A 17,215-nucleotide genomic window follows, 5' to 3' on the forward strand; every position below is an offset into this window, starting at 1 on the left:
CGGCTCTTCCGCTCGGCGGCATCGGCCGCCGCTTGCTTTGCTTTATTGCAGACCGTGCGCGGTTCTCAGCTTGACGACCTCTTCGTTGTAATACTTGGTGAAGTCGTCGGCTCCGGCCTTTTTGAACGCATCGATCGCTTCCGATTTGGCCTTGGCGAATGCGGACTCGTCCTTGGCGAGCACGATCTTGGCCGCCTGCCGCGCCGCCAGCTCCTTCAGCGCCGCTTCCTTCTTTTTGTAATCGTCGCTCAGCGTCACGCCGGGCACCGTGTTCTGCTTCAGAATCTCGTCGTCCGACAGACCGTCCATCCACGTCGTGAACGTCTTCAGCTTGCCTGCGTCGATTTGCTTTTGGAACACTTCGCCGGAGTACGACGCGCCGTAATGGTCGGAGAAGTCCTTTTCAAGCGGCGTGACCGCTTTTTTGAGCGCTTCCTCCGCGCCGAACAGGTCGACCGGCTGGTTGTCGTTCGGATCGACGACGTCGCCGCCGAGCCCGATGATGTTGCGGTCGAGCGAGAGACCGGTCGACTCGAACGGGATGCCGCCTGCGGCCTTGAGCGCCAGCGTCTCGTCCGTCAGCGTCGGCTTGCCGTCCGCGACGTTCCATTCTTTTCCTTCGGCGCCGTTGTACATCGTCCTTGCGCCTTCGTACGAATAAATATAGTTCAGGAAGTCCAGCGCCTTCTCGGGATTTTTCGAGCTTTTGGAGATGGCGTACGATTTGTCCTGCCAGCCGAGCGGATTGACGCCGCCCGTCCAGGCGAGCTTGCCGGCCGGTACGACGATGTAGCCCTTGCCGTCGTTCGTATGCTGCGCGTTGAAGTCGCCCATCGCCCATGTCGCCGGTCCGACGACGATCTGTCCCGCGGTCGCCTTCGCCATGTAGTCGTTGTTTTTCATCGTGAGCGCATCCGGATCGAGCAGTCCCTTGCGGAATGCCTTGTTGTAGAAGTCCATGGCGACCCAGAAGTTGGACGACTCGTCCGTCAGCGTGCTGATGAAGTCATGACCGCCGATCTGCGAAGCGGTCAGATCGCTCGTCGTGCCCGTCGACATCGTGAACGTGAGCGGCGGGATCAGGTACGGCCACAGGCCCCAATCCTGCCACATCGATACGCCGTACACCTTTTTGCCGTCCTCGGTCGTCGGATGCTTCGCGACAATCTGCTCGAGCGCGGACAGCAGATCGTCCATCGTGTTCAGCTCCGGCGCGCCGATCTCCTTGTACCAGTCCCAGCGGATCGTCGGGCCGATCGTGATCGGCTTGATCGACGTGCCTGGCTTGGGCTGAACCTGCGGCGGCAGGAAGTACAGCTTGCCCGTGCCGTTGCTCCAGTTCTGCTTGCTGTAATCGACGACCGTCGGGATGTTCGCCGCGATGTCTTTGCCGTGCTCGGCGAGCATATCGTCCATCGGGACGACCAGGCCGCCTTCGATCAATTGCTTCTGGTATTTGTTGACGTCGGAGCGGACGATGTCGGGCAGGTCGCCGCTGGCGAGGAGGACATTGAACTTGTTCTCGTCCGCTTCGACATATTCGATCTTGACCCCGACCTTTTCCGCGATCGCCTTGGCCACGGTGCTGTCCGGATATTTGTTCCACTTGGTGCCCGGCTCCATGACCAGCACGCGCAGCGTCACCAGTTCTTTGGGCGCTTCGCTTGCAGAGGCGGTAGCAGTTGGAGCGGCGGAGCTGGCCCCCGCGCTGCCCGATGCGGACGGCGAGGCGTTGCCGTTCCCGCCGCCCGAGCAGGCGGACAGCAGCAGCGAAGTCGTCGCGAGCAGTGCCGCGCCCGCTTTGAGTGTTGCTTTCTTTCTCATCGTAACCCTCCTAAGATGGTAGAGATTTATAATTATCGGCGATTTCGCCGGATAATCCAAGCATGTATGCTTCGCTATGCGCTTCAGCCCTTGACCGCGCCCATCATGATGCCTTTGACGAAATACCGCTGCAGCAGCGGGTACACGAGCACGATCGGCAGGGTGACGAGCATCGTGATCGTCATGCGGATCGACTGCGGTGTCAGCGTGCGGACCAGATCGCCCCGGTTGAGCTGCTCTGTCGTCATGTTGGACAGATTGCTCGACTGGTTCAGGAAGTTGTAGAGAACGAGCTGCAGCGTCTGAAGCTTCGGATTTTCCACGAGAAAGTAGTTGTCGAACCAGGTGTTCCATTGGCCCACGGCTGCGAATACGGCGATCGTCGCGATGATCGGCATGGACAGCGGGAAGATGATGCTCGCAAATATGCGGAAGTATCCGGCCCCGTCGATCTTGGCCGACTCCTCGAGCGAGGCGGGCAGTTGTTCGATAAACGTTTTGATCAGGATGACGTTGAATCCGACGAGAGCGGAAGGCAGCACGTACAGCAAAAAGTTATTTTGCAGGCCGTATGTCTTCATCGTCAGGTACCAGGGAATGAAGCCTGCGTTAAAGTACATCGTGACGAGCACGAACCGGTAGATCGCCTTGCGGAAGGGCAGCTCCTCTTTGGTAATCAGATAAGCGAAGAGCGCGCAGCAGAACACGGTGATCACCGTCCCGATGACCGTCCGGGAGATCGTCACGACGGCTGCGTCGATGATGCCCGGCAGGCTCGCCGTCGTGCGGTAGGCTTCGAGCGAGAAGCCCGTCGGCCAGATCGTGACCCCCTTCTGCGCCTCGATCGAATCGCTGATGGAGTAGATGAAAATATAATAGAAAGGGTAAATCGTCACTACGATCAACAGCGACAGCACTACATAATTAATGATGTTAAAGGTTAAGTCTTTCCCGTCGATTTTACGTCTGCGACGCGGCGCTTGCGCGGCTGCGGCGGCTTTCCGGGAAGCCGTATGCGTATTCATGGGGAAGCTCCTTTCCGGTCAGACGATGCCTTGGCCGCGGAATTTTTTGGAGAGCAGGTTGACCGCGAACAGCAGTCCGATGCTGATGACCGACTTGAACATGCCGACGGCCGTCGAGTAAGAGTAATCTCCGGTCACCAGACCGAGCCGGTACACGTACAGGTCGAGCACCTCGATGCGGTCGGCAACCATCACGTTGCTGAAGACGAGGTACTGCTCGAAGCCGGCGGACAGCAGATTGCTGATGGACAGCAGCAGCAGCACGATGAAGGTCGGCATGATGCTCGGCAGCGTGATATGCCAGATTGTCCTGCGTCTGCCCGCGCCGTCCACCTTGGCCGCGTCGTACTGCTCGCTGTCGATGCTGACGATGGCCGCGAGGTAGATGATCGCGCTCCAGCCGACGGACTTCCAGAGCAGCAGCAGCGTCTGTACGGTCCATACGCGGTCGTAGTTGCCCAGCACGTCGACCGGCGAGCCGCCGATGCCCGTCTTGATCAGCATCGTATTGACGGCGCCCTCCGTGCTGAACATGCTGAAGGCGAGCGCGTAGACGATGATCCAGCTGATGTAATGCGGCAGCGTAGAGACGGTCTGCACGAGGCGCTTGAACCAGCCGCTGCGCACCTCCGACACCAATATCGCGAACAGCATCGGGATCGGCGCGGTCAAGATGGAGAGCGCGCTGAGCGCCAGCGTGTTGACGAGCACAGGTCCCATGCGGCTGTCGCCGAACATGTCCCTGAAGTTGGCGAGACCGACGAACTCGCTCTTGGAGAGCGGTATGCCCGGATGATAGTCGAAAAAGGCGTAAATCCATCCGAAAAGCGGCACGTAGCTGAATGCGAATGCGATAACGAGAAAAGGAAGCGCTGCCAACAGCAGCTTGTAGCCGTCCTTTTTTCTGTGTCCCGATTTGAATCGTTTGTTGTTCGGGCTGTCCTTGCCTGCAGCCGTCATGTCCATGTTGAATCTCTCTCCTTCCCTCCCGAAGAAACTCTTCGTGTATCTGGTCTATGTCTCGATTATAGAGGCCCGCTCGGCAGCGACGAATGAACGATCTCTCGAATAGGTTGAAGTATATCGGCCCCTTTCTCGCGCCCGTTTGAACGATTTTGCGACCGCTTGAACAATTCGGCGTTAAAAAGCCGCCTTGCCCGCCGAAAAAGCGGCGGACAAAGCGGCCTTATGCAGTCTATGGATGCGTCACCAGCACGGTCAGCGTCTCGCTCGTCGTCGCGCCGGCCGCGTTGACAAGCTCCGCCTTGTATTCGTAGCGGCCCGCCTGCCTGCCCGAGATCGCCGTCGTCGCCGATTGCGCCGCAGGCGTAGCGCCTGCGAGCGGCCGGACGTCGATCAGCTCGCCGTTCTCGTACAGGCGGTAGGTCGCGGCGTTCGTCCCCCACCACATGTTCATCGTCACCTCGTAGCTTCCGTCGCCGTCCCAGTTGTTCGCCGACAGGACCGGCTTGCCCGGCTTCGCGTCCTTGACCGTCACCGTCAGCGTGTCGCTCGTCGTCACGCCGGCTTTGTTGATCAGCTCCGCCCGGTAGCGATACGTGCCGTCCGTGCGCCCCGCAATCGCCGTGACGGCAGTCTGGGCTGCCGGCGTAGCGCTCGTCAGCCGCTGCGTGTCGATCAGCGCGTCATTCTCGTACAGCTTGTACAAGGTGCCGTTCTCGCCGTACCACAGGTTCATCGCGATCTTGTAATCGCCGTCCAGCAGTCCCGTGTCGTAGCCGTTGTCGCTCGACAGCGCCGGCTTGCCCGGTCTGTCCGTAGCCTGCGGCTCGGCGGGCGGCTCGATGGCCTGCAGGGCGACGGCATCGAGGAAGGCCGTATTGTCGCCCGCGTCGTTCGTGGTCACGAAGCGGATCGTATGATTGCCCGCTGTCGCCTCGAAGACCGGCGTCTCCAAGGCGGCGAAGGCGGTTCTGTTCGTCGGCGCGAACGATGCGAGCAGCGTCGTATCGTAGTAGACGTCGAAGCCGACCTGCCCGCCGAAGTCGCGCCGCGCCGCCTGGAAGCTGATCTTGTACTCGCCCCCGACGAACCGGATCGTCTGCGACAGCTCGCCCTGGGAACCGTTCTTCGAGGTGATCAGCGCGGTCTGCACGCCCTCGGGCGCAGACGGCGCACCGAAGACCGAGCCGTTCGTCTGCACGCCGGACAGTCCGTTGAACGTCCAGCCGTATGTCATCGGGCCGACGCGGTAGTTCGTGACGGACGGCGACTCGAAGCCGCCGCCTGCCAGCGCCGGCACGAACGGCTCCAGCCCCTCCCGCGCCGCCGTCAGCCCGGCCAGCGCCGCATCCGTCTCTGCCTGCGTCGCGTACGCGTCGCCGAGCACCCCGTCCGCCGCAGCGAGCGCAGCCTGGAGCGCCGCCCAGCTCGCGTCCGTGTAGTCGGCCGCCTGCAGCTGCTCCGCCGCAATCTCGCTGCGCTTGCCCGCGAGCGCAGTCTGGTCGGCGGCCTCTCCGATCAGGATGAGACTCACATCGTCGATGAAGGCCGTATTGTCGCCCTCCGTCGTCGTCGCCGCGAAGCGGATCGTATGGCTGCCCGCCGCCTGAACCTCGAAGCCGTCCGACTTGTACGAAGCGAAGTCCTGCGACGGCGGCGTATAGGCGCCGATCCGCGTATTGTCGAAGTAGACGTCGAAGCTCTGCTGCCCGCCATAGCCGCGTCGCGCGGCCTTGAACGCCAGCTTGTAGCGGCCCGCCTGGAAGCTGACCGTCTGCTTGATCTCGCCCTTCAGCCCGCCGTTCGTCTGCAGCAGCGCGGTCTGGCTTCCCTCCGGCGCATCCTTCGCCCCGAACGCCGAGCCGTTCCGCTGGATGCCCGCGCGATTGTTGAACGACCAGCCGTCCGCGAAGGCGCCGGGCTTGACGCCGCTTGACGCCGTCACCGCCGGCGATTCGAAGCCCGCGTTCAGCAGCGTCGGCGGCTCAGGCGGCTTCGGCGCGCCGATCTCGACCGCATCGATGAAGGCGGTGTTGTCGCCCGTATGCGAGGTCGCCTGGAACTTGATCGTATGCTTGCCGCCGTCGGTGTGGAAGGCATTCGTGCGGAACGCCGTATACGACCCGGACGGCGCAAAGCTGCCGATCAGCGTATCGTCAAAATAAACGTCGAACGTCTGCTGGCCGCCGAAGTCGGTCCGGTTGGCGGCCTTGAAGCCGACCTGGTAGTCGCCCGGCTTGAAGCTGATCTCCTGATAAAAATAGCCGTCGATGCCGCTGTCCGTCTTCAAATACATGCTCTGCAAGCCTTGCGGCGCCGGCGGCGGGTTGAACGCGCTCGTATTGCTGTGTACGCCGGTATGACCGCTGAACGTCCATCCGTTCGTGAACGGCCCGTTGCGGTAGCTGGCGACCGCAGGCTTCTCGAAGCCTGCGTTGTAGAACGTCACCGTCGGCAGCTCGTCCGGCACGTCCGGACTGTAGTAGCAGCGCTTGGCTGCGCCGGGATTCGGATCGCCGAATTCTGCCGTCGTGCAGTCGATGCCGTCACTCGCGAGCTTGTAGTTGAACAGGCCGTCCGCGCCGTAGGCGACGATGCCGTCACCCTCAAAATAGCACTCGCCGCCGTCGTAGGCGCAGAACGAGTAGCCGTCCGGCGACACGCTGACATCGAGCGTCCGGTAAAAGGCCGACGTCACGCCCGACGGCGCGAGTCCGTCCTTGAACGCTCTGGCCTTGAATAGCTGCGTCGTCCCGGGCGCCAAAATAACGGGACGCTCGTATAGCGGCGACGCTGTGGTCGGCGTGCTGCCGTCAAGCGTATAGCGAATCTCGGCGCCCGGCGTAGTCGTCGCGATCGTCACCGCCTCGGAGGAATCGTATACGCCGTAGGGCAGGCTCAACGTCGGCGCATCGACGCGCGTGGAGACGGACCGCGGCGTCACCGTGACGCTGGCGATGCCGTACCCGTCCGGATCGGCGGCGCTGACGGCCTTGATCGCCACCTGCCGCTCGGATTCGACGTCCGGCGCGGTGTACAGCCCGTTCGCGTCGATCGTCCCGTTGCCCTGGCCGATGACGCTCCAGGTGACGCCGCCGGTATGGTCGACGACCTCCGCCGCCAGCTGGAGCGTGCCGCCGCCCGTCGCCTTCGCCTCGATCGGCGTCAGCTTGACCTGCGTCTGCGGCGCCTCCGTCGTGTAGATCGCGAAGCTGTAGCCGTCGGCGACGTCCGCATCCTCGAATCCGTCCGTCGCGGCGAAGCTGCCGGACACGGGCGGGAGGATCGCATTGCCGTCCCTCGTGATCCCGTCGGTGTATTCATGCTTGTAAAACGTCTTGCCGACCGTCTCCCCGCCGAAGTCGAACGCCAGCTCCTTGGGCGTGCCGGCCTTGCTCTCGACGACGATCGCGTAGTCCCCGCCGGCCGTCTTGAACGCGGCTGCGCGGACGTCGGACGAGCTCGCCTGAACCTGCACGACGTCGCTATGCGCCGGCACGTACCGATTCAGCAAGCCGGCCGAGTAAAATGTCCGCTTCGCGGTCAGCCCCTGCACGACCGAGTCCCACATCGTGTAGTTGCCGTTCACGTCGCCGAGCGGATCGGTGCTCCATACGCCGTTCAGCTGCCAGACGAGCGCCGACTGCAAGCCTTCGTTGGCGGCGCGGATCACGTAGTTCGCGAAGCCCGAGTCCCAGCCGCTGGCATCGTCCGCGGACCAGCCGAACTCGGTCATCTGCACCGGCTTGGGCGAGACCGCCGTCTTGCGCGCCGCGATCTCCGCGCCCAGACTCTCGTACGAGGCGCCGTACATATGGAAGCTGTAGCCGTCGATATGTGTGTCCGCCAGCGTATGCAGCGCCGTCGTCCAGTCCGCCGCGCCCGTCTCCTCCGGCGCCCAGATGCCGATCCGGTCGCGCAGGCCGTCCGCCGCGAGCCGCTGGCTGACCTTGGTGACGATGTTGGCATAGTACTGCTGCTGATTCGCCTTGTCGCCGCCCGTCTCGAAGTCCCCGCTCCCGTTGGGCTCGTTATAGAACGTTAAGTATTTGATGTTGTCATAGCCTCGCGCTTCGATCAGCTCCTCCAGCGTATTCGATGCGGATGCCGCGAAGGCGTCCACGTCCGCAGGAGCGCTCGTCCACGGATCGACACCGGGGAGGCCGAACCAGTCGTGGATCTCCTCGCCGTTTTTCCAGCCGAAGTTCAGCTCGATCTCGGTGCCCGCCTGCTTCAGCGCGTCCAGATACGGATAGACGGCCGTCATCTCGTCGCTGTCGAAGTCGTAGACGCCTTTTTCCTTTTCCACCCAGTCGACCTGGAACCACAAGCGGGCCACCTTGGGCTTGATCGTCAATATCCGCTTCTTGTCGATCTCCCACTCGGGACCGTCGTAGCCGTAGCTGGCCGACTTCGGCATGAGCGCGAGCGGCATCACATTCACGCCTACGCCCAGGAAGTTCTCATTGACTACTTGTCCGCCGTCGATCGTCAGCGTGACGGTCTCCGGCGACGGCGTCAGGGCCGCAGCGTCCGCCGGTCCCGCCACGGGCAGCGCGGCAGCCAGCAGCAGGGCGGCGCCCAGCACGCCCAGCGCACGATTCATCTTCTTCCTCATCATCCTCGACTCGCTCCTTTTGGACTTTTTACAATCGGTAACCGCTTACAAAACAATGTGTCGCAAGCACCTCCCCTACCCTCGATCGCCGCCGGGGCCGGCTTGCCGTTCGGCCCCGACCTTATCAACATAATCGCAGTCCGCGCCGCTTCATATGAACGATCTATCGAATCGCTTGAAAAAAAGCGGCGGCAGCCGGCAGGCGCGCTTGAACGATTTTCCGCTCCTGTTCAAGCCGATGCAGCCGCACACAAAAAACGGGACGAGGCAGGCCCAGCTCCTGCTTCGTCCCGTATAGACTAATCGTTGACGGTGAGCGACGGCATGCGGACGACAACCTCGGCTCCCCTGTCGCGCGGCACGAACCGCAATCCGTACTGCTCGCCGAAGTACAGCCGGATGCGCGAATTGACATTGCGCAGCCCGATACCGCTGCCGCCTCCCGCCGATTCGTAGGCTTCGCCCGATGCGAGGCTGCGATTGAGCTGCTCGAGCAGCCCGGGCGCGATGCCCTTGCCCGAGTCGCTCACGACGATACGCAGCTCCTCCCCGTCCGACTCGGCGTGGATGGAGATGAAGATCTCCTGCTCCTCCTCCCGCTGGCCGGAGGCGATCGAATTTTCCACGAGCGGCTGCAGGATGAAGCGGGGCACGAGGCAGGCGGCCGTCGCTTCGTCCACATCGATGTCGAACTCGACGCTGTCGTTGAACCGCATATTGATGATGCTGATATAATGCGTCAGGTAGGCCAGCTCGTCGCGCAGCTCGCACATCGGGTCCTTGCTCGAGAACACCGGACGCAGCAGGTTGCCGAGCGCGACGATGCTCCGCTCGATATCGTCCGTTTTTTTCATATTCGCCATCCAGCGGACCATATTGAGCGTGTTGTACAAAAAATGCGGATTGATCTGGTATTGCAGCGATTCGATCTCGGTCTCCCGCTTCTGCTCCTGCATGCTGTTGTTCTTGTCGATCAGCTCCACGATGCTCAGCGACATCTCGTTGAAGCGCCGGATGACCGTGCCGAGCTCGTTGTCCGGCACATGCTCGAAGGTGACGCCCAGCTCGCCTCGGCTCATGTCCTTCATCTTGCCGGAGAGGACATGCAGCGGCTTCATGATCTTGCGCAGCCATACGTAGGACAGTGCGAACATGATGAGCAGGCTGGCGATAAAAAACAGGGCGATCGCCCGCTGCATCTTGTAAATCTGGTCGGTGTACAGCCGCAGCGGCACTTCCTTGAGAATGTACCAGCCCGCATCCTGGAGCTTGTAGTACACCAGCTGCACATTGCGGTCCTTCTCGTTGCGGCTGCCGTAGTCCGCGCCTTCGCGCTGCGGGACGAACGCGCTCGCCGTGCCGATCTTGTCCTTGCTGCTGCCGGAGACGATGATGCCTTGCTTGTCCACGATGTACATCGCCCCGTCCTCGGGCCGCAGATCCGATGCATACACCGAGGCCAGGTAGTGCTCGTCGATATTGAAGATCAGCGTGCCGCTCGTCCTCGGCTCATATACGCTCCGGACGCCCCGCAGCATGCTGACGAGCGTCGCGTCGCTCGCACCCGTCCTGTACGGATTGTAGTAGGACTCCTTGACGTTGCCCTGCACGATGAGCTTGGGGAACTCGCGCTGAGACTCCAGATACGCATCCGACTGGAAAAATAGGCGCACCCACTCTTCCTCGGTCTGCACAAGCGTCTGGACGGCGTTGCCGCCGACGACCCCCTGCTTTTCGGCCGTCAAATAAATCGAGTGAATGTAATTGTAGTTGAAAATGAAAGACTCGATCCGGTTTTGCAGCAGATTCTGATAGTTGACGAAGTCGACGTCCTGCTTGTCCGAGATGTTCTGGAGCAAATACTGGATCTGCTCGTCGAGCCAGAACAGGTTGGACAGCCGGTCGACCTCGCTGACGACGCCGTGAATGTTGTGGTCCACCTGCTGGAACTGCTGGAGAAGGAGCCGCTCGTTCTGCGCCCGAATCTGGTTCAGCATGAACGAATAGACGTAGTAGGTGCCGGCCGACAGGACGAGCACGCTGATCAGCATATAGGAGAGGACGAGCTGCGAGCGCAGACTCCCGAAGCCGCGAACCAGCTTCATTCGGCCCCGAGCGGTTCGGCCGACCGCTGCCTCCGGTACTCGTTGGGATTAAGACCCGTCACTTTTTTGAACACTTTGCTGAAGTACGTATATTCGGGCGAAAAACCGACCTCGACGGCGATGTCGTACGACTTCATCTGCGTGCCCGTCATCAATTCCTTAGCCCGCTCGATCCGGTAACGGTTGAGATAATCGATAAACGTAATTTGCAGCTCTTTTTTGAACAAATAGCTCAAATAGCTGAAGCTGAGGTTCACATGATCGGCGACGGCCTGCAGGCTGATATTTTCTTTGTAGTGGCTTTTGATGTACTGGAGCGCCTTCGTGATCTCGCTGCTCATATGCAGGCGGTTGCGCGTCTCCTCCACGATGTCGTCAAAATAAACCGACACGAGGTCCAGCATCTCAAGCAGCGTATCCGACGCTTCGAGCCGTTCGGTCACGTTCATCAGCAGCGTTTTCTCGTTTTGAACGTCGTCGTACAGGCTGGTCCCCACCCATTGCAGAAATTGAAAGAGGCGAATCTCCGTCGCCTTCCTGCCGGCGGACAACGATTCCTCCAGCGCGTCGAGGCAGGCCGCATATTCCTTCTGCTTGATCGGCGACAGCAGCGCGCGCAGCGGCGAAGACTCGCGCAGCTTCTCGATCCGCGCACGCGCCCCGGCCGGATCTGCGGCTTGTCCGAAGCGGTGAACGAGTCCGCAGCCGGTCAAAAATTTGTGCTGCAGCGCCCCTCCGGCGTCCGCATAGAGCTGGGGCAGATGCCTGAAGCCGCTGCGGATGCCGCTGACGCCAAAGGAAGCGGAGGCGCTGAAGTACGTGGAGATCGCCTCCTGCACATGATTCAGCATGGCGTATATATCCTGCAGGATCGCCTGCTCCGAGGCGATGTCCTCGTACGACAGGAGGAGCAGGTAATGCCGGTCGTCGATGCAGAACGCCTCGCCCCGCCGCCTGAGCGCGGCAATCTCGCCGAGCATGTTGAGCAGGGTCATGCGGATGAGATGCCCGTGCTCGTCCTTGAACTTCTCCTTGAGCTGGCCGAAGCGGTCGAGCTCCATCTTGCAGGCGACGAGACGGACCGGCCGCAGCCGCATGCCCTGACGCGCCGCGAACCGTTCGAACTCCTCGGCGGAGAAGATGTTGTAGAACAAGAAGTCCTTCAGCACCTTTTCCTTGACCAGCTCCGACTCGGCCGGGTTGGCCTTCCCCGCGGACGCGCCGCTGCGCATCCCCTTCTCGTCGAGGCTGCGGCGCGCGACGTTCAGGACGTCTCCGATCTCCGACTCCGTCATCGTCAGCTTCAAGATATAGCCCGTCACGCCGAGCGCCATCGCCTTGCGGGCGAGGTCGAATTCCTCGAGACAGGACAGCACGATGATTCTCGTCTCTCCGTCCGCGGCGCGGATGCGCTCGATCAGTTGCATGCCGTCCATTCTGGGCATCCGGATGTCGGTGATGACGACATCCGGCTTTGTCTGCGTATAGAATTCCCAGGCCGCCTGCCCGTCCGGCAGATCCGCCACGACCTCCATGCCGTAGCGGCTCCAGTCGACAGAGCTTTTGAGCCCGATGCGGACCAGCATTTCATCCTCGACGATCATTACCTTGTACATCGCGGCGCTCCTCCCGACCGTGGGTTATCCATCCGTTGATCTCGAATATAACCGATTCCGGCAAGCTCGGACAAGACGGGCCTGCGCGGCTGCTCCGGTCCGCGGTGTCTGCTCCCGCTTCAGCGGGAACGATCTGTTCTTATCATAAGACGGAATACCCGCCGTGAGGTTGAACAATTTTACGATTTGATTGCGTTAAATCCGCCGACCGCCCCGCCGAGCCACGAGAAAAACCGGCGAAGCTGCGCGCTCCGCCGGTTCTCCGATCCGTTACTTCACGACGTTTCTCAAAAATTGCTCAAGCGCCGCCGGATCCGTAATGTTGCTGTTGCAAACTTCGCTGTCCACACACATATAGTTCCCGATCGCCTTGTAGTAGTCCGGAGAAGCGTTCGCCGGCCTGGACTTGGTGATCGCCGTGAACAGCCCGACTTCCGTCTGCCGGTTGCATACGAAGCAGGTGCCCTTCTTGTTCGTCGGCGTGAACCTGCCTTCGACTCCGACGAGGCGGCCGTCCAGCGGGTAGACGACGAACAGCTTGTTCGCCGCAATATCCGACCAGCCGAGATAGGTGATCGCCTTCATGGCGAGCGTCGCCAGGTCGGGGAGCTTCAGCTTCTTGATTTTCGGGAACAGCTTCTTCAGCTGCTGCTCGGTCCCCGGCTCGAATGCGATCCGATGCGCCTCCAGCGAGGCCAGATACAGCTGGAACTCGGGCGCCGTCCCCAGCTCCGACCCGCGGTTCAACATATCGCGCGCCGCATCGTCCGCGTCCGGGAATGCCTCGGCGAGCTTGAATTGCATATTGGAACGGACCGACTCGACAATCTTCGGGTCCGCGACGGTCGCGCAGGTGTGCTGCAGAAGACCGACTTGTTTTTTGATCAGGTTATATTGATGGTTTCTAATGAATGGTTGCATGCTTTCAGCCCCTTAATTAGTATGAATCGCTAATAAGGTGCAAAGCCCATGATTAGAAACGATAACGCTGGTACGGGCGATCGTTAATTCTGAAAGTCCGGCCCCATGCAAAGTATCGCCCTATTCGCAGGCTTTGCATGAGTTAAGCGCATTCCGGCAAAGTGATTTGCCATCCTCTAACGCCCCCCTCTCAACTAGCATTATACCGAATCTCATAATCCGGAACAAATATGCTTCTGAATTTGCCGGCCCAAGGCTCGATCATCGGGGGAAGCAATTCGTAGAGCTCGTTCGCCTTGTCCTTGTACAGGGACTGAATGACCTTGCAATATTCGATACAGCCTGAATCCCGTACATACTGCACATGTCCAAGCTGCTCGGCCGCGAATCTCTCGTACGGCACTTCGCCTTCGTAATATTGCTCGAGCACGGGATATTCGGCGCGGCTGTCCTCCAGCATGAACAACACCGGCAGCGTCCGCTTCTTGTACAGCAGGTCGTTCTTGCCGTCGAGCCGCAGCACGTCGAGGGCGTCGTTCTCGATCTGGGACACGATGCCTGCGCAGACGGCCAGTTGATCCAGCGTGGCCGCGACCGTCTCGTCCAAGTCTGCTACAAGCGAATACCCCATATGCACCGCCAGTTGCACCAATGCGCCCGACTTGTTCGCCACCATGTTGAAATATTGCGCCTCTGTGCGCACCATTCCTGTCACATCCGCCTGCTGCCCTTGAATCGAGCGTGCGAGCAGCTGTGCGATCTTGCCGGCGGTGCCCGGACGCTCCGAGACGCTGCCGAGTATGGCCGCGAACATGGCGAGGATGGCATTCAGCGTGACGGCCGGATCGCAGGTCATCCACGACCGGTGCATGCTGTCACGGTCTTGCAGGTCGTCCACGATGTCCAGCAGCAGGATGACAAGCTCCGTCAATGCGGCATGCCGGGTTACCAGCGGCGACTGTCCGCCGAGCATATGATGCGTGAAGCGGGTCATGTCCGACCACACGGTCTTCTCAGTTGCCTTTTCCTCAATAAATGATCGGATCGCCGCATTCAACGCCTCATCCAGCGCATATGCGTCCACCATCCGATACAGTTCCTCGCGGATCGCCGCATCCATCGGGTACCCCTCCCTAATCCTGATACTGAGGACTCTGCACGAATTTCTCAATCGCCTGGGCCCTCGTCTGCACACCGAATTTCTCGTAAATTCTGCGAAGATAGTTATCGACAGATCGCTTGCTGATGTACATCTGCTCCGCGATTTTCTCATACGTATCGCCTTTGATGATGAGCTTCATGAGGAGCACCTCCTCGTCCGACAGCACGAACTCCACGGCATCCGCACGCGCTGAGCTCTTCAGCTGCTGCAGCATGCTCTGCGGCAGTACGACATGATTGTCCAATACACAAGCCACGATATGCTTGATCGCCGACTCGTTGACCCCTTTGGAGATGATGCCGCTGATCTGGCCCGACAGGAGGTACTCCAACAGATCCGACACATCGACGCCGGTGAAAATAACGATCCGCATGTTCGGGTTCGCGGCCCTCAGCTGTTCTGCAACCTGCGTGCCGCTGAGATCCGGAAGCTGATAATCCAGCAGCACCAGATCCGGATTGACGGATGCGCACAGCTCTATCGCCTCTTGCCCGCTCTTGGCGATACCCGCCGCCTCGATCCTGTCGATCTGGTCCAATAGCTGCAGCGTGGCCTGCGCCATGAGCGGATGATCATCTACGACAATTGCTTTAACCTTGCGCTTCATGCAGTCCTACCTTCCTTTAATGGAATGACGGCGCTGAACAGCATACCGCTGCCCTTGCCCGAATTAATCTCAAACAAGCCCCGCATCGATAGAATCCTGCTCTTAATCTGTTCCAGTCCGATATGGGTGCCTCCGATCTCCCGAACGACCGGTTGCTCAGGTGCTATCCCGACGCCGTCATCCTTGTACAATATCGTCAGCTTACCGTTCGCTGCGCCTATGCTGAACAATATTCTAGAGGCGTTGGAATGCTTCTTCGCATTGTTGACGAGCTCCTGGAATACGCGGAACAGATGACGCTTCATCTCCATGTCGCAGCTCTCGATAAATTCAATCCCCGTATATTTGAACTCGATCATAAAAGGCAGCGTCGATCGTTCAAGCTCGACCAGCTTGTCGATCGTTCGCACCAGACCCAGCTCCTGGAGCAAATAAGGATGCAATTCGAAGCAGCTCTGACGCAAGTTCATATTAATAATATCGATGTATTCCAGCAAACCTTTTGCCTGCTCAGATTCCTGCCAGTCATCCGAATACTTGTCGAGCAGCGTGGAGAGCTTTCTTTTTAAGAAAAACAAATCCTGCATCGTCGTGTCATGCAGATCGGTAGCGATTCTGAACCGTTCCTTCTCTTGCAGCTCGAACATCAGCTTGCGGAACCAGGCGATTTCGTTGGCTGATTCTTCGCTAGGAACCTGGGAAGCTAAATGCTCCAGCTTATTGGACATCTTGCGTATTAAATATAGATTCTCCATGCTTATTGATAAGTACGAAATTATCAGATTAAGCCATTGCGTTTCTTCTGAACCAAGATACGTATTCGTTTTTTTGCGAGTAAGCACTAAATAACTTGTATACTCTTGATTTTTTGTTAATTCAAAAACCAATAAATCAGATGGATTACCTTTTTGATTAATGCTCCCTACAACTTCTGACTCTAAAATCTCTCCTTCGCTAATTACCTCAATAGAGTCAGAATACTCGAAAATAATTGCACCACCGTGTACTTGTAAAATTTCTATGATGTCTTGCAAAACTAACTCTTTTAACTCTTTAAAGCTTGAAATAAAACCTAGCTTTTTAGCAATTTTTTTAATAGAACTTTGAAGATAATGACGTCTTGGAAAAATCGTTTTTTCCAATTTCGTAGTTAGATACTCCAACGAGTACAATGTGATAGATACCAGAACCAATAAAAATATAAAGGCTATAACCATATGACTAATTTCCACTTTATATGAGTACAAGAGGGGGATCATAACAACGATAATTAATGCAGGGATTATTGAAACGGCTGTTGTCAATATTATTCTGCGAACTACTAAATCGATATCATAGATTTTCTTTGTGGCTAAGAGATAGGTAAAGGAAAGTGGAAAAATAAGAATAAACCATGCTGAATATCCAGATTTAATCCATTCCAAATTAAAAATGAGTTTTGTGGCAAATGAAAAACATATAATTGGAAAAATGGATAGCGCAAAGAAGAAGCCTATGGTCTTTAACATTGTGGACATATAAGGATGAGTGCTTTTGTATTTGAAATAAACATATATTAAAAAAAGAATAATGAAACATGAACCTAACGAAAACATTACTAATTCATATGTAAAAAAAACTTTGTGTATCAAGTAATTTAATTCGATATTATTGAATTTAGAAAATTGTAAGATATTACTAGAAAGAACAAAGCTATAAATCCACTTTATCCAATTGTATTTTAAGTTAATCTGTCCTTTTTCTTTCAAAAAAACTATTAGAAAATGCATCATAACAACCGGTACCATAACTAAACCTGTTCCAAGTGCTAGTTTACCTATTAAATCCCCCCGGATTGAAGCTCCAAGACTTAAAAAAGTCATTCCGATTGTTAGAAAGACATGTGAAAGATATTTTGCAGATAAATAGTTTTTGAGTCCATAAGATATTAATATTGAAATAGCAAAACATCCAAACCCTCCAACGATGGACAATAAATCATGTGCTGTAAATTTTGGCAAATGGTCCGTAGTTAACACAAAACTTTCGCCGTTACGTTTTACTGTAATTTCGTCAGCTTGATCAACTGAACTCCAACGAATAACAGAAGAGTGTTGCTCGACTGGTTCTCCATTAATCTTTAAAATTTCATCTCCGATATGGAGTCCTTTTTTCAATATTAAACTTGTGTCATCTATCTTTGCAACAAACCACTTACCATCTACTTGTTTTACATCAAAATCCATATACGGATATTTTATTGTGATTAATAAAAACCAACACTGTAATATAAAAAGAAATGCCATAAAAGCCCTATAAATGATTTTATTCGACAAAAAACACTTCCCCTTTCAAGAAATTATGTTAGTATAAAAAGGAAAACATATCCACATTG

The 17,215-nt window shown here is 57.4% G+C and carries 10 protein-coding genes; all 10 read right to left on the reverse strand.

Annotated features, from left to right (window positions below; all coding sequences use genetic code 11):
• Positions 1–42 precede the first annotated feature (42 nt).
• Positions 43–1,824, reverse strand: a complete 1,782-nt coding sequence (locus VQ071_RS08510) for a hypothetical protein (RefSeq protein ID WP_340513514.1) — start codon at positions 1,822–1,824, stop codon at positions 43–45.
• A gap of 83 nt (positions 1,825–1,907) precedes the next feature.
• Positions 1,908–2,849 carry a carbohydrate ABC transporter permease gene (locus VQ071_RS08515; protein ID WP_340513515.1) on the reverse strand — a complete coding sequence of 314 codons (942 nt, stop codon included), beginning with the start codon at positions 2,847–2,849 and terminating at the stop codon, positions 1,908–1,910.
• An 18-nt stretch (positions 2,850–2,867) separates the two neighbouring features.
• The gene (locus VQ071_RS08520; RefSeq protein WP_340513516.1) at positions 2,868–3,815 is read right to left on the reverse strand and encodes an ABC transporter permease; all 948 of its coding nucleotides are present in this window, start codon (positions 3,813–3,815) and stop codon (positions 2,868–2,870) included.
• Positions 3,816–4,044: 229 nt separating this feature from the next.
• Positions 4,045–8,433: a chitobiase/beta-hexosaminidase C-terminal domain-containing protein gene (locus tag VQ071_RS08525; RefSeq protein WP_340513517.1), complete on the reverse strand. Its 4,389-nt coding sequence runs from the start codon at positions 8,431–8,433 to the stop codon at positions 4,045–4,047.
• A 296-nt stretch (positions 8,434–8,729) separates the two neighbouring features.
• Positions 8,730–10,535, reverse strand: a complete 1,806-nt coding sequence (locus VQ071_RS08530) for a cache domain-containing sensor histidine kinase (RefSeq protein WP_340513518.1) — start codon at positions 10,533–10,535, stop codon at positions 8,730–8,732.
• Entirely contained in the window at positions 10,532–12,151 is a 1,620-nt protein-coding gene (locus VQ071_RS08535; protein WP_340513519.1) for a response regulator transcription factor, read from the reverse strand. The genes VQ071_RS08530 and VQ071_RS08535 overlap by 4 nt, the downstream gene beginning before the upstream one ends.
• A gap of 270 nt (positions 12,152–12,421) precedes the next feature.
• The gene (locus VQ071_RS08540) at positions 12,422–13,072 is read right to left on the reverse strand and encodes a FusB/FusC family EF-G-binding protein (protein ID WP_340513521.1); all 651 of its coding nucleotides are present in this window, start codon (positions 13,070–13,072) and stop codon (positions 12,422–12,424) included.
• Between the two features lie 190 nt (positions 13,073–13,262).
• Positions 13,263–14,192: a polyprenyl synthetase family protein gene (locus VQ071_RS08545; protein ID WP_340513522.1), complete on the reverse strand. Its 930-nt coding sequence runs from the start codon at positions 14,190–14,192 to the stop codon at positions 13,263–13,265.
• A 13-nt stretch (positions 14,193–14,205) separates the two neighbouring features.
• Positions 14,206–14,841: a response regulator transcription factor gene (locus VQ071_RS08550; RefSeq protein WP_340513524.1), complete on the reverse strand. Its 636-nt coding sequence runs from the start codon at positions 14,839–14,841 to the stop codon at positions 14,206–14,208.
• Positions 14,838–17,156, reverse strand: a complete 2,319-nt coding sequence (locus VQ071_RS08555) for an ATP-binding protein (RefSeq protein WP_340513525.1) — start codon at positions 17,154–17,156, stop codon at positions 14,838–14,840. The genes VQ071_RS08550 and VQ071_RS08555 overlap by 4 nt, the downstream gene beginning before the upstream one ends.
• Positions 17,157–17,215: the final 59 nt, after the last annotated feature.

Origin of the sequence: Cohnella sp. 56 (assembly GCF_037963805.1) — a bacterium.
In the GTDB taxonomy this organism is placed as follows: Bacteria; Bacillota; Bacilli; order Paenibacillales; family Paenibacillaceae; genus Cohnella.